This is a genomic window from Desulfomonile tiedjei (assembly GCA_016212925.1).
Classification (GTDB): domain Bacteria; phylum Desulfobacterota; class Desulfomonilia; order Desulfomonilales; family Desulfomonilaceae; genus JACRDF01.
Map to the genome: position 1 here is coordinate 107,127 of JACRDF010000010.1, position 13,311 is coordinate 120,437.

Consider the following 13,311-nt stretch of genomic DNA (forward strand, 5'->3'; position numbering starts at 1 on the left):
GAAAATTTACCACATTTGGAAAGTGTAAATACTTAATGGCATACCAATCACGTGGGTGGCAAATTTATTTCTCTGAACCTCCTGAAGACCCTGAGGACATGCTGGAAACTGTGGAGGAGCATTTTGGACGACTCCGGTGTGGATACGCTCTGAATAACCTCCTGAACTATATTGAGGGTCAAGAGGGACTCAAGCTATCACGTCCCTTAGACGAAGAGGAACTTACAGAGGTATTGAATCTCCTCTATTACAGTGTCTATCTGGCCCCCCAAGACGAACTGACCCAATTCTCACAGTCAATAACAGAGGAGTTTGAGTGTGATGAGGACGAGGCTATAGCTAATGCTTGAAATTGATGACTACAAAAACTTGCTGACCCTATTACAAGGAAAGCCTCCATTGTGGAGTATCCGGTCTCTTAACCGCTGTGTCTCAGAGAATTTAGTAACACAGGATGGTTCACTCACCAGAGCAGGGACACGCAAGGCAGAGAAACTATCCAGAGGTGTTGAGGCCCTCAAAATAGGTGTGCCTCTTGACTACAGGACTGCAAATCACGCCGAAAGGCTTAACGCCTCAGGCCCGTGGTACAAGTCGGCACTCTTAGACAAGGATGTTTTCTATAACTCACACGTCCTGATAAGCGCGTATGGACTCACCGGCCTTTCTTACACCAAGACAGAGATTCCTCCAGACTTGAAATGGGAATGGCAAGGCGTTCTGAAAAGCACAGTGTGGCGCAAGTTGGAGCCTTATGCTGTTCAGATCGATCAATTTGCCGGTCACGAATTAGTATGTCTCAGGTCGTTATTTGACCCCAAGAAACTCAGGATTCAAAGCGTCTATTATGACTTTGTAGTGTCGAGGTGGAAGGAGGCGTCCTTCTGGTATAGACCCGAATACAAAGACCCTGTCGTAGCAATAAAGATCAAACCAGGTGGTATTAAGAATAGTATCGCAATGCTGATAATGCCAGTCAAGTTGGACCTGCCATTTCCTGAAACAGCGTAAAAACACGTCCTGTCTTTCTTATTGAAATTGTTTATCCCTCCAAGGAAATTAGTATGCCTAAAGCAAGTGCAAAGCACAAATTAATACAGGTACAACCTAAAGAAGATCCCTACAGACACCGCCCCGCACAGCGCAGGGGACAATATACCAGCAAGCAAGATGCTGTCCTTCCCCGTAAAGGTAGCGATGAGGACGAGGATCAGTTCGCCTCCTTATATGCAAACTCTGGTCTATTGGAGCCTCCTTACGCGTTTCCAGACCTCTGGCTCACCTATGAGCAGTGTGACGTCCTGTGGGCTTGTATAGATGCTGTTGTTACAAACTGTGAGAGGCAACACGAGTTTGAGTTTGCAGGCGATGATACTCAGGAGAGAGACACAGGCGAGGCAAAAGCACAATGGATAATGCTACGAGACTTTTTCAGCCGGGTCAATGAACATGACTCTTGGCTGGCGTTACGCAAGAAACTGAGGAGAGATGTTGAGGTCACGGGTAATGCCTTTGTAGAGATCATACGAAATAAAGCTGGACAGGTGGAGCGTCTCTACTATCTGCCATCCACTTATGTCAGGGTTACACGGCTCGACGATCAAGAGACCCCGATCACTGAACAGATTCCCCGAAATGGCAAGATAATTACCATTCAGACGGCCAAGAAGTTTAGACGATTCGCAAGGCTTGTGGGGGCCTCAAAGACTAAACTTGTTTGGTTCAAGGAATTTGGAGATCCAAGGACTTTAGACGCCACAACGGGAAGATACACCAATAAGCCCAAAGAAAGAGCCACTGAAATATGGTGGTTCAGACAAACCTTTGCAGGCAATACATACGGGATACCGCGGTGGGTCAGTGCAATCACAGACGTTAAAGGTAGGTATTTAGCGAGGTGGAAAAATTATGATGGCCTGGAACAAGGAATACCGCCGTTTCTGATCTTGCTTAAAGGTGGCAAGCTGACAGAGGGTACGCGCCGGCACATTAGCAAGATTCTTGAGGAGTGGCGTGATCCTGCCTGCTTTAACGAACCTGCAATAGTGCAGATAGAACCTGAACTATACAACCTTGACCTCAACACAGGTAGTTCAAAAGCAGGCACCAACGCTGAAGTCATCAAAATGAGAGACGACCGGACTGAAGAATACATGTTCGCCGGTTATCTCAAACACACCGAAGACGCTATCAGAAAGGTTTATAGACTGCCTCCAATTTTCATAGGAAGTTCGAGCGATTATACGTATGCCACGTCGTATGCAAGTCTCGAAGTAGCCGAGACACAAGTCTTTGACCCCATCAGAAAAGAGTTTGACGAGAAGGTCAACGTAGAGTTTCTGCAAAACGAATTTGGTGTCCGGCTCTGGAGATTCAAGACTCGTGGCGCTCAAATAGGCGACAAAGAGACTTTTTACAAGAGTGCAGGCATGTGGGCCAGAACAGGAGGCCCAAGCCTGAACCACTTGATCCAGTTGGGTAACGAAGCCTTCGGGACCGATTGGTCTCCATATGAAGGCGCGTTGTATAACAAGATACCTCTCGCTGTTCTTATGGCTCTTGTACGCGACGGCCGTGTCACTGTGGACGACGCCGGTGATCTACAAGTCGTACCACCTGAGCAGATCCAACAAACCACGCAAAAAGACGATCATGGCGAGATCGCCAATGATTCTCCAATGCCTACAGTTGATATGTCCAGTGCCGGTGACGATGCCAAAACCCTAATTGATGTCCTGACCAGAATTGAAGACCGCGGTCACAATTACGAACCACCAGAAATAGATGAGACAGATTATACGCTCTAAAGCAGACATACCCCCCTGGCATAAAAACAGTCTCCAACTCCAACACCTCCTGAGGGGTGCATGGGACGAGGTGTCTGGTGAGTGGGCCGAAGAGCTACGCCAGGCGTTTCTTGACCTGGATGAAACGAGGATCGAAAGCCTCCTAGCCACAGTTGATGAACTTGGGCCACAAGTCTCTGAGGCTATTGGGGACAAGGCAGAGGCAATCCTTGTCAACGTCCAACAGAATGCCCACGCCTTCTGGATGCTTCACGCGCAAGAGATTCTTAGGCCGGGGGATGTAAAGGATTATGACAAGGACTATCAGCGTTATCTGGCACAGGTTCAAGCCCGGCAGGTCAAGAATTTCGTTGAGACCCATCCCAACAGGATTCTCAACCCTGAGATACAGAGGCAGTTGCAATACCTGCAAGAGTCCAGGCTCACACGCTCGATAGATCTCCAATATCTGAATGAACGTCTTACAAGGATGCTTAAACAGGAGCGTTACTGGGAGGGCATGTCAGATGTTCACGTCGCTCGTTTTTGGCACGCTGATGGAATCCTGTTAGGCCACGAGAATGGCGTTAAGGTAGGAATAATTACAGGACCTGACGACAAGCGCGCTTGTCCTGTCTGTATCAGAATGCTTGGCACTCACGTCTATTTTGACAGGGCGAAGGAAAAGATAGAGAGAGACCTGAAGATCGAAGACCCTGGCGAGTATGTAGCGGCGTGGAAATTTCCTAGAATACCTGACATAGACAACATCAGCAGAGAGGCTGTTGAAAAGCAGGGGTTCCTCCCGCCCTTCCATTCACGCTGTCGTCATGGCGTCTCATGGTTCCACAAATAGCCGTCTGTGCTTAGACTCGGCAAATTTTCAGCGACTTTCGATGCCTGGACTACCTCAGTATCACCCCAGAGAGAAATCGTCTCTATGACGAAATAGTCTAAGTCAAAGCCGCTACCAGAAAGCATTTCGTACATGCCTCAACCAAGTCCTTTTAGCTTTCTATCCAGACTGAACCTGCCCCGCTCATAACGTTCACAAAGCACCTGAATAGCCTCGCCCTTTTTCATCCCACCGGCGCGCAGCTCCAAATAGTCCACGTAGAAACGCGCCTCTTCGTCTGGGTCCCATCTCTGCCCTTGTTTGGCTGGTTTGATAACTTGGACCTGTTTGAGGTTAGGCAGATCCCACCCAAGTTTCTTTTCGTTCAGAGCCTTGCCCTCACCGGCCAGGTGTGTGTGCCAGATATTTGCATTGACCTCAAAGCCTATAAACCTGCGTCCCAAAGCAAGTGCCTCATAAGCAGTGGTGTAGTTGCCGCAGAATGGATCGAGCACAATCTCTCCGATCTTGGTCAAATAGAGGAGGAGTTTCCTGAGCAGCGCGTTAGGCAGCTTGTTCTCATTCTTTTCCTCTTCAGGTCTATACTCCACAGGTATGTCTGTCCATACGCTGCATAAGTCCCGATAGAGCAAGGAGAGGCCATGCTCGTCCTTTTCCTGTGGGCCAAACCTGCAATGAGTGTTAAAAGTCGGCTTGTCGGTCTTGGAGAACCAGAGGACGTGATAATGCTCAGTCCTGAAGTGTCGTGTGGTGGGCATACCAAAGACTCGCTTGAAAATGATATGGTTGATCGTCTTCAGTTTGAGTTCCTCGGCCACGACAAGGGTGTGGACAAGCGGGGTACGACCGTTGACGACAACAAGGCTGCCCCTGGGTCTGAGAATACGGCAGACCTCAGTCATCCATTGGCGAGTAAATTCGTGGTACTCAGCAGGATCAGTGGGAGCCTCGCAGTAACCATCGACCACGTGCTGAGAATTACGGTTATGGGCCTTTCTCAGTTTGGTCTCGCGGATACCAAAGGGGGGATCTGTAATGCAGTTATCTATGGACTCGTCATCATACCAACGCATTCCGAGGCGGCAGTCAATACCGTGGAAGGCCGCAGTCCTCGGGTACAGAATTGAGCCTGAATAGGTGTCGTAGCTGTCTTTTTGTGCTTGTGCTGCTTGCAACTCTAAATCCTCCTTGTTCTTACTTAATGCCTTTCCTCAGTTCACTGGCTTGATACGGGTCTTCATCCACTGTGCAAAACCAGAAGTGTTCCTTAATACCAAATACGTCCAGGAGTGCCTCAACTGCTGCCTTGTTTCCCTCTGGATCAAAAATGTTGTGTTCCTGAATTAGATTGAACCGCTTTTCAACCCCGTCGATGATGCTGGACGGCAGATTGGATTGGCACACCTGGAGATACCGGTCAAAAACAGGTATCTGATCATGTTCAATGGTCATATATTCCAGAGCAAGCCGCCTGTGTAGAACCTCGTATATTACATCCCAGGAGTTTGAAACGTAAACCCCGCCCCTGGCTCTGACACTGATAGCCTCCTGCATTCTCTTGATAAGTTTTGGCATCCAGGGATGAAAACCGTCTCTCTTTATTAGCGTATCAACAGCAATGTCCATAACCATATCGAGGCATCCTTGACCCAACTCTTTCATGCGGGGAGAAATCGATGCATTCCAATTCATCAAGTAAAACCCGTCTCGGAACCACAAATAGCCGTGTCCAACCTCATGGGCAAGCATTGGTTGAATGGTCTTTCTATCCTGCTGAGTCGGGTCATAGGAAACTGTCGCTATTCTCGGATTGCAGGTAATATCCACGCATGCGAATATTCCCGAGCCTGCTTGCATTCCTGCCCGACCGGCCCATAAGTCCTTGCGCCTGAATAAAACCTTGCAACCCGTTTCCTGTTCTAGCGATCGAGCGTATGCTCTAACTTGTGGCCCAATGTCTTTGTTGATCGTCATGGCTATCGCAGCCTCCTTTTCACCATAAGTGTTTCGACTCTAAGCCGCTCCTGTCTGAGATATTCCCAAGCAGGAGCAGGGCCGGAACCGTTAATAGCCGCGCTGATAACCCTCAGGGTATTCCTTTATCTTGCCCTGGTCGTACATCCGCTTAACCAGTATGTGGGTGCAATGATCTGCCACGACAATGGAGGATGACAAAGCAACCATCCCGACAATCTCTTTCATTGTGAAAGCCCCATCCAGGACAAATTGCGTGAGAGGAGTCTCCGTCTCCAGGTATTCTATAGCCTCCTTGATCCTCCGTTCCTCTCCGGCGTTTAATGGAGTCCCTCCTACACCAGAGGGTCCCTCCTCAAATCCTTCTGGAGCCGTTGGCAACTGCCCCTTGTCAATCAAATCCTGGACCAGCAGATGGATAAGGTGCCAATTGACGTCAGCCATGCCGTCCATTGAAATCTCACCGGCAAAGAAAGGCATGTCCAAGTGGGGATTCTGAACGATCAAGTCTTCCAGCTCTCCCCTGAATACCTCCAGTGCTGCGTTGACCCTTGCTTGTTTGTTCATTTCTTAACCTCCTTAGAGTGAAAACAGTGCGGAGGGGTCAAAAGGGGAGGATGAAAGCAGAGACCCCACCGCAAACTGGTTATGCCGAACCCTGCCGAGTAAGGCGTGCCCCTTTACCTTATTTCTTCAGGTAGCACTGGTAATGCCCCTTGCCACCTTCTTCCCTCATTTCAAGCTTTCCTTGGGCTACTAAGTTATTAGCGACATTGCAGAGGATAAAGCACATTATCGTCTTGCAAGCATCTGTTTTGAGCAATTCGTCAACATCAAGAGGTTTTTCAGGATCATCGTCCAGGTACACTCTGATGAGTTGAGCCACGTCGTCCACAAGGCCCGAAATGAATTTATCGGTGACAAGGGTTGCGAGTAATGCTAGGGCTTTTTGACCTGCCGGGGTCTCAGACAGTACTTCGATCTCCTCGTCCGTTAGTTTCTCACGCTTGACCATTTGATGCCTCCCATAACCTCAAGATATGTTACATTCTCCTTGAGATACTAGAGATATCATAATTACTTCATACTTGTCAAGTAAATAATCGTGTGCTTACCACAAAAGGCCTCTTAATACTCTTTAAGCCCCTGTAAGTACTCCTAGCACTGATTGCGCGTTTTCACGCTCTGGAACCTGATAATTGTGAAAGAAAATGCACGTAGGGGGATGTTGCTCGTGAGGAGATGGGCAGGTGGAAACGAGGAAGATACGCGCTGTAATTCAAAGGGCTCCCACGTGGCATATTTGCCACGAGGTCCGCATTTCAGCGTGTTGGAACTTACGTCTGACGGTGCGCGCTGCTCGTGGATACCAAGAAGCCTCTTTGATGGACCTGCGGGCAGGTTTGCCACAAGGTGCTGGCTCAAATCCTCCAGGGAGCCGGTCGTGTACGCCTGTCAGGGGACTTTCATGGGAAGGTATGCTAAAATAAGCGTGATGACAGAGGAAGGCGGCTTGCTGGAGATAAATTAGGGCACCACGTAGATAGATCTAATCCCGTATCTGGAAAGGATTGGCTTCCCTAGGAAGGTTCCCGAGAGAAATGGAATGGTATCCAGTTGTCTAGAGCGTGAAAGAGGGCAGAAAATGTTGAGGCGTCCAAAGTGACTGGTGTGGCGGACCCAACCATCTCAATAATTATACGATGTTACAATGAAGACCGGCACATACGCAGGCTTCTTGAGGCTGTACTGGCGCAAGACAGAAAAGACTATGAAATAATAATAGTCGATTCGGGCTCCGCGGATCGTACTCTGGACATCGTTCGCGACTACGAAGTCCGTATCCTGAGAATAGCGCCAGAGGATTTTTCCTTTGGGCGGGCACTAAACCTGGGATGCCGCAATGCCAGAGGTGAATTCTTGGTCTTTGTCAGTGCCCACGTTTACCCCACTTCCACTACCTGGTTGCAGCATTTGATCGGGATGTTTGCCGATCCCAAAGTCGGGCTGGTGTATGGGAAGCAACGAGGCGATGAGGTGACAGCCTATTTCGAGCACCGCATTTTTCAAAAACTATATCCCGATACATCGGTTCCCTTGAAGAAGGACCCGTTCTGCAACAACGCCTGTGCGGCTATCCGCCGCGAATTGTGGGAAGAATACCCATACGATGAAGAGCTGACCGGCCTTGAGGATATTGCCTGGGCGAAAAGAATTGTTGGAGCAGGCTTCTATTTAGCGTACTGCGCTGAGGCCGAAATCGTTCACGTCCACGATGAATCCTCCACTCAGAGGTTCAATCGTTATAAGAGAGAAGCCATTGCGCTGAAAAGAATCTTTCCGGAATCCCATTTGGGTCTTCTGGAAATGTTTTGGCTTTATGCTTCCAACTGCTTATCGGACCTTGTGGCTGCTTATCATGATGGGCTGCTGAGCATGACTACGACCCAGATTCTGCGAACGCGCTGGGACCAGTTCACAGGTACTTTCAGTGGATACCGGATCAAGGGAGAATTGGGCAAGCGTATCAAGATGCAGTTCTTTTATCCCAATTTCTTGGACAATTCCAGTGGGTCCGAAGAGCAGCATGTATCCTCCGCGCCCAGGATAGCTCAGGTCAAGAAACGTAACCCCAGAATTGTTGCGTTGGTTCCCATGCGAGCAGACAGCAAAAGGGTGCCCAACAAGAACATCCGACTTTTCAACGGGAAACCTTTGTACTGGCATATCATGGCCACACTGCTCAATTGCCCTTATATTGAGGAGATTTACGTAAACACTAACTCCGAACTTCTTATGGAAGAACTCCCAAGGGCCTTCAAAAGGGTCAGAATCATACATAGACCTCAACCCCTGTGCTCTGACAAGACGCCAATGACCGACATTCTCCTTCACGACGTAGGATTTGTGAAGGCTGACTGGTATCTGCAAACTCATGCCACTAATCCCTTACTGCGTTCTGAAACGGTGACTCGGGCAATAGAGAGTCTCCTCGGTCAGCCGGAATACGATTCGCTTTTTGGGGTTACGTCCTTTCAAACGCGCCTTTGGACCAGCGATGGCAAGGCGATCAACCACGATCCCCAGGTGCTACTGAGGACTCAGGATCTGGAACCCGTATACGAAGAGAATTCCAATATGTACCTGTTTCAGGCTGAGGCATTGAGACGACTCAATAGACGCATTGGTGAACGGCCTCTAATGTTTCAAATTCCCAGAGAGGAGGCTTGGGACATTGACGATGAGTTGGATTTTAAAATCGCCGAATACCTTCATAAACTGAGGGGAGATACTCCAGATGTAGAGTCGATGAAAGCTTCTGGATTGGAGAAGATCAAGGTCTCGCACTAACTGCGTAAGCACAATGTCGAGTCATGGGTCTTTAGGCCCCCTATGAACAAGGCTTCCGAAGTATTGACAAACAGAGATCGTTCTATGGCTAAAAAGAAATGGCGAGTGCTGGTCACCGCTCCTTATTTTCAGAAAGTGTACCCTCGGTACGCAGAGCGGATGGAGAAACTCGGGCTGGATGTGGATTTGGCCCCTGTGCAAGAAAGACTTTCGGAAGAGGCGCTCATTCCGATCATCGAGGAATATGACGGGGTCATTTGTGGTGATGACCAATTCAGCGAGACAGTATTGAGACGTGCCCGCCGACTTAGAGTAATCTCAAAATGGGGTACGGGGATAGATTCCATAAATAAGGAGGCTGCCTTAAGTCTCGGTATTGCGGTGCGAAATACGCCGGGTGCCTTCAGTGAGCCCGTAGCAGACACGGTCTTTGCTTTCATACTGGCTTTCTCCAGGGGGTTGCACCTGCAGGACCAAGACATCAGGACTGGGATTTGGGAGAAACGAACGTGTTTCGCATTGAAGGGACTAAGGCTAGGTATTGTGGGAGTCGGCAACTGCGGTAAGGCTGTGGCGCGAAGGGCTGGAGGATTCGGATTGAACCTTGTCGGCAACGACATTGCACCCATCGACATCAAATTCCTCGACGAGACAGGACTTATTCCTTGTAGTCTCCCAGAGCTTCTTTCCGAATCGGACTTTGTAAGTCTAAATTGCGATCTGAATCCGACGAGTTACCATCTGATGAACTCCCACACATTTGGCCTCATGAAGACTGGCAGCTTCTTCATCTCCACCTGTCGGGGTCCCGTCACGGAAGAGCCAGCCTTGGTGGATGCTCTCCATTCAGGAAAGCTGGCGGGCGCAGGTCTGGATGTCTTTGAAGAGGAACCGCTGCCCTTCGACAGCTCGCTGCGATTAATGGATAATGTGATCCTGTCTCCACACAACGCCAATGGCGATCCGTCTACCGCCGACAGAATTCATGAAAGCACTTTGCTCCACCTTATGGAGGAGCTTGAAAAGGAAAGTTGACGATGCAGCGTACAGCCATCATCACGGGTTCGAGCAGTGGTATTGGACTTGCCTCTGCCACTGAGTTCCTGCGCAAGGGGTTCAGAGTTTTTGGGGTTGATATGTTCCCTACGTTCCCTGCTCCGGCTCCGAAAGGTCTTGAATTCATCCAGGCTGATATAGCCAGTCCGGATGACGTACAGCGAGTTTTGCAACACCTGGAGGCTCAGACGGACATGGTTGACGTGCTCGTAAACAACGCGGGCGTTTGTCCTCACTCGCGATCTGAAACCGAGTTTCTCGCACTGTGGAACAGAGTGCTATCGGTTAACCTAACAGGACCATTTCTCTTGACGCAGGGAACTCTGCCTCTTCTAAAAAGAGCCCCGAGCGGAAGCGTTGTAAACGTGGCGTCGGTTCATGCCCTAGTAACTACCAAAGGGATGGCTGCCTACGCAGCTTCAAAAGGAGGACTAGTTTCGTTGACTCGCGCTCTGGCTTTGGAACTGGCCGAGTACGGAATACGGGTGAACTGCGTACTCCCAGGTGCCGTAGACACCCCCATGATATTGGAAAGTCTTAGGCAACGCGATCTCGATGGTGGGACGGCTGAAGAACGGCTGCAATGCCTCGCCTCACGAACGCCGCTCCAGAAAATAGGTAGTCCTGAAGAGATCGCAAAGGCGATTTGCTTTCTTGGTTCGGCTGAGGAAGCCTCGTTCATAACAGGACAGACCCTTGTGGTTGATGGGGGGGCTTTGGCAAGGCTGAGTACGGAATGATCACAATGCAAGGAAGAGGTCCGAATGATCGCACAGGTGATTCCGCCGTTGACCAAGGCTGGACGGTCTACACATCGGACATGCGTTCCCGTGCAGGAATATTCGAGGCATGGACTCGCCTCTTGCGAGATCTCCTGAACTCCCGTTTTCTCATATGGCAGCTCTTCCTCAAGGACTTCAAAGCGCAGTATCAGCAATCCGTCTTAGGCATTGTGTGGTCCGTCATCATGCCGCTGATCCCGGTCCTTATTTATCTTTTTATGAGTGCTATCGGTGTCTTGCTTCCCGGAGATACCCGAATACCCTACGTCCTATTCGTTTTTGTCGGACTCAGTGTGTGGAAAATTTTCTCAGATGGGATCAGCTTCGCAATGTCCAAACTGCTTGAGTCCAAGGCTATGTTGGGCAAAATCCGAGTGCCTAAGATTGCCATCATATGTTCGAGCCTGGGGCGCGTATTCTTTGAAACGCTTGTAAGAAGCCTCCTCATCGTGCTTGCCATGCTATGGTGTGGTCTTGCCCCTTCGGCGTTGGGGGTGGTTCTGTTGCTTCCCGCTCTGATTCCACTCCTCTGTGTGACCCTCGGTATTGCCATGTTGGCATCACTGGTAAACGTGGTAATCAGGGATGTTCAGAAACTGGTCGATGTAGCATTGACGTACGCGATGTTCGTGTCCTCCGTGATTTTCATGATGCCAGATGAGGCACTGATAGGAACAGTCAACAGCCTCAATTTCATGAACACTTTCGTCAACGGCATCCGGGAAACGCTTTTTCTGGGCATTCCGTCGAAGCCTGGTCTCTTCTTATTGACTTCGAGCCTGTCCGTTCTCTTTTTGTTTGCGGTCGGACGACTTTTTTACATCATGGAGCACGTGATCGATGACAAGCTCTAGACCCTCGACCACGACCGAGAAAGACTTAAAGGAGGCGGCAGACTCGGAGGTCATCCTCAAAGTAGAAGGGGTGAGCAAGAAATTCTCTTACTCCCTGAAAGACGTGTTGAAATACGGGACAAGGAGGCTTTTCAGGGAATTCTTTGGGCTTCCCTCACAAACTGATAGACTTGAGGCCGGTGAGTTTTGGGCACTCGATGACCTATCCTTTGAGCTGAAACGAGGGGAAACACTAGGTATAATCGGACGCAACGGAGCGGGCAAGAGTACCCTCCTCAAAATCGTCAACGGCATTTTTCTGCCCGATCGAGGACGGGTAGCCATCAAGGGCACAGTGGCAGGGCTCATTGAAATCGGAGCCGGCTTTCAACCGAACCTCACAGGCAGAGAGAACATCTATATTATCGCCTCCATTTTGGGTATGACCAAGGAGCAGGTTGACCGGATCTTCGACCAAATCGTTGCATTTGCCGACATCGGCAAGTTTATCGACTCGCCTGTTCAAAGTTACAGTTCAGGCATGATCGTGCGCCTCGGGTTCGCCATTCACGTTTTTCAAAAGCCTGACGTCCTACTCGCAGACGAAATCCTGGCTGTGGGAGATTTCGAGTTTCAGCAGAAATGCCTTGAAAAAATTAGCGAAATCAAGAATGAGGTGGGCTTGATTCTGGTCTCTCACTCCATGCCCACCGTCACACGATTCTGCGACAGGGTCATTGTCTTGAACAGGGGGAAGATTCTGTTTGACGGTCCACCACAGCAGGCAATGGTGAGGATGGTAGAGAGCAGGTATGAGCCGGGGATCCGTAACCAGCCAACTAATTCTCGCGGCGATCTCTCGTTCCCTGAAGATCCCGGCTTTCTTGCTCTTTTCGATGGGGGGAGGGTTCCGAAGAGTCTCTTTGGTCCCGAGTACCACGATGCACAGAGAATTTCCCACATCCGATGTGATTGGATCGCAGACCGCATCGACGGCTTCACTTCAGTAGGCATGTTCGATGATCTGTGCCTGCGTTTGTCTTTTCGCCTCCACACTCCAACGAAACGACTAGCCATTGGGGTTCCGTTTTGGTCAACTGATGGAACCCTGCTTACGGCCTGCAACAGTGATTCGAGTGGTCACAGAATTATTGTCGATGGAGAGGGATTGATCACTTGCCGGCTCACCATTCAAAGGATTTCGCTCATTCCGGGTCAATACGTGCCCTGTCTGGCAATTCACGACGGGCCTGGTTACATCTACCGTAAGGTTTTGGATCCATTAGTAGTGACACCGCGCCCGCTTCAGGACGGTGGACCGAGTCTCCATTTCGGGGTATATGCCGAAACCTGCACATGGCAATTCTCGCAAGACAGTGTCATCGAGGAATGATGTCATGTTCTACTGAACCGAAGATTGAGGGATGCCGGGAATCCCAGGGCACGATAGATCAGTTGGCGATTAACGTCCGGTCCATGATCGCGTAAGAGGCGTCTATGTCAGGCTCAGCACTTTCCGATCGCCCCGATAAGATCGAATTGCTCACAGAACGCATCATTGATGATTATCCGAACCTCGCTCTGGAAATCCTGGGAGGTTCATCCCGACTCAGTCTACCTCTCGGTTGGCATTATGTCTTGGACATGGTCTGGATTTTGAAGGAATTGGAGGT

The 13,311-nt window shown here is 49.8% G+C and carries 13 protein-coding genes; 9 read left to right on the plus strand and 4 right to left on the minus strand.

What is annotated here, in order from left to right:
• Positions 1 to 35 precede the first annotated feature (35 nt).
• The 4 genes from HY913_04525 (at position 36) to HY913_04540 (ending at position 3,642) form a co-directional block, all read left to right on the plus strand.
• Entirely contained in the window at positions 36 to 350 is a 315-nt protein-coding gene (locus HY913_04525) for a hypothetical protein (protein ID MBI4962520.1), read from the plus strand.
• Positions 343 to 1,011 (plus strand): hypothetical protein, encoded by a 669-nt coding sequence (locus HY913_04530; GenBank protein ID MBI4962521.1) that lies wholly within the window; start codon positions 343 to 345, stop codon positions 1,009 to 1,011. Before HY913_04525 ends, HY913_04530 begins: the two co-directional genes overlap by 8 nt.
• A 53-nt stretch (positions 1,012 to 1,064) precedes the next feature.
• A complete protein-coding gene (locus tag HY913_04535) occupies positions 1,065 to 2,807 on the plus strand; it encodes a hypothetical protein (GenBank protein MBI4962522.1) in 1,743 nt (580 codons plus the stop codon).
• A 70-nt stretch (positions 2,808 to 2,877) separates the two neighbouring features.
• Positions 2,878 to 3,642, plus strand: a complete 765-nt coding sequence (locus tag HY913_04540) for a hypothetical protein (protein ID MBI4962523.1) — start codon at positions 2,878 to 2,880, stop codon at positions 3,640 to 3,642.
• A gap of 137 nt (positions 3,643 to 3,779) precedes the next feature.
• Here HY913_04540 and HY913_04545 read toward each other — a convergent pair whose 3' ends face one another.
• The 4 genes from HY913_04545 to HY913_04560 all read right to left on the minus strand — a co-directional run bounded on the left by HY913_04545 (position 3,780) and on the right by HY913_04560 (position 6,631).
• Positions 3,780 to 4,817 (minus strand): site-specific DNA-methyltransferase, encoded by a 1,038-nt coding sequence (locus HY913_04545; GenBank protein ID MBI4962524.1) that lies wholly within the window; start codon positions 4,815 to 4,817, stop codon positions 3,780 to 3,782.
• Between the two features lie 19 nt (positions 4,818 to 4,836).
• A complete protein-coding gene (locus HY913_04550) occupies positions 4,837 to 5,616 on the minus strand; it encodes a hypothetical protein (GenBank protein MBI4962525.1) in 780 nt (259 codons plus the stop codon).
• 90 nt (positions 5,617 to 5,706) lie between these two features.
• Positions 5,707 to 6,183: a hypothetical protein gene (locus HY913_04555; protein MBI4962526.1), complete on the minus strand. Its 477-nt coding sequence runs from the start codon at positions 6,181 to 6,183 to the stop codon at positions 5,707 to 5,709.
• 118 nt (positions 6,184 to 6,301) lie between these two features.
• Positions 6,302 to 6,631 (minus strand): hypothetical protein, encoded by a 330-nt coding sequence (locus HY913_04560; protein MBI4962527.1) that lies wholly within the window; start codon positions 6,629 to 6,631, stop codon positions 6,302 to 6,304.
• Between the two features lie 647 nt (positions 6,632 to 7,278).
• Here HY913_04560 and HY913_04565 point away from each other — a divergent pair.
• From HY913_04565 to HY913_04585, 5 genes are all read left to right on the plus strand, one after another.
• Complete coding sequence (locus tag HY913_04565) at positions 7,279 to 8,967, plus strand: glycosyltransferase (GenBank protein ID MBI4962528.1); 1,689 nt, start codon at positions 7,279 to 7,281, stop codon at positions 8,965 to 8,967.
• A gap of 84 nt (positions 8,968 to 9,051) precedes the next feature.
• The gene (locus HY913_04570; GenBank protein MBI4962529.1) at positions 9,052 to 10,002 is read left to right on the plus strand and encodes a dihydrofolate reductase; all 951 of its coding nucleotides are present in this window, start codon (positions 9,052 to 9,054) and stop codon (positions 10,000 to 10,002) included.
• A gap of 2 nt (positions 10,003 to 10,004) precedes the next feature.
• Complete coding sequence (locus HY913_04575; protein ID MBI4962530.1) at positions 10,005 to 10,763, plus strand: SDR family oxidoreductase; 759 nt, start codon at positions 10,005 to 10,007, stop codon at positions 10,761 to 10,763.
• Positions 10,760 to 11,659, plus strand: a complete 900-nt coding sequence (locus tag HY913_04580) for an ABC transporter permease (protein ID MBI4962531.1) — start codon at positions 10,760 to 10,762, stop codon at positions 11,657 to 11,659. The genes HY913_04575 and HY913_04580 overlap by 4 nt, the downstream gene beginning before the upstream one ends.
• Positions 11,646 to 13,031 (plus strand): ATP-binding cassette domain-containing protein, encoded by a 1,386-nt coding sequence (locus HY913_04585; protein ID MBI4962532.1) that lies wholly within the window; start codon positions 11,646 to 11,648, stop codon positions 13,029 to 13,031. Before HY913_04580 ends, HY913_04585 begins: the two co-directional genes overlap by 14 nt.
• The last annotated feature ends 280 nt before the right edge of the window (positions 13,032 to 13,311 follow it).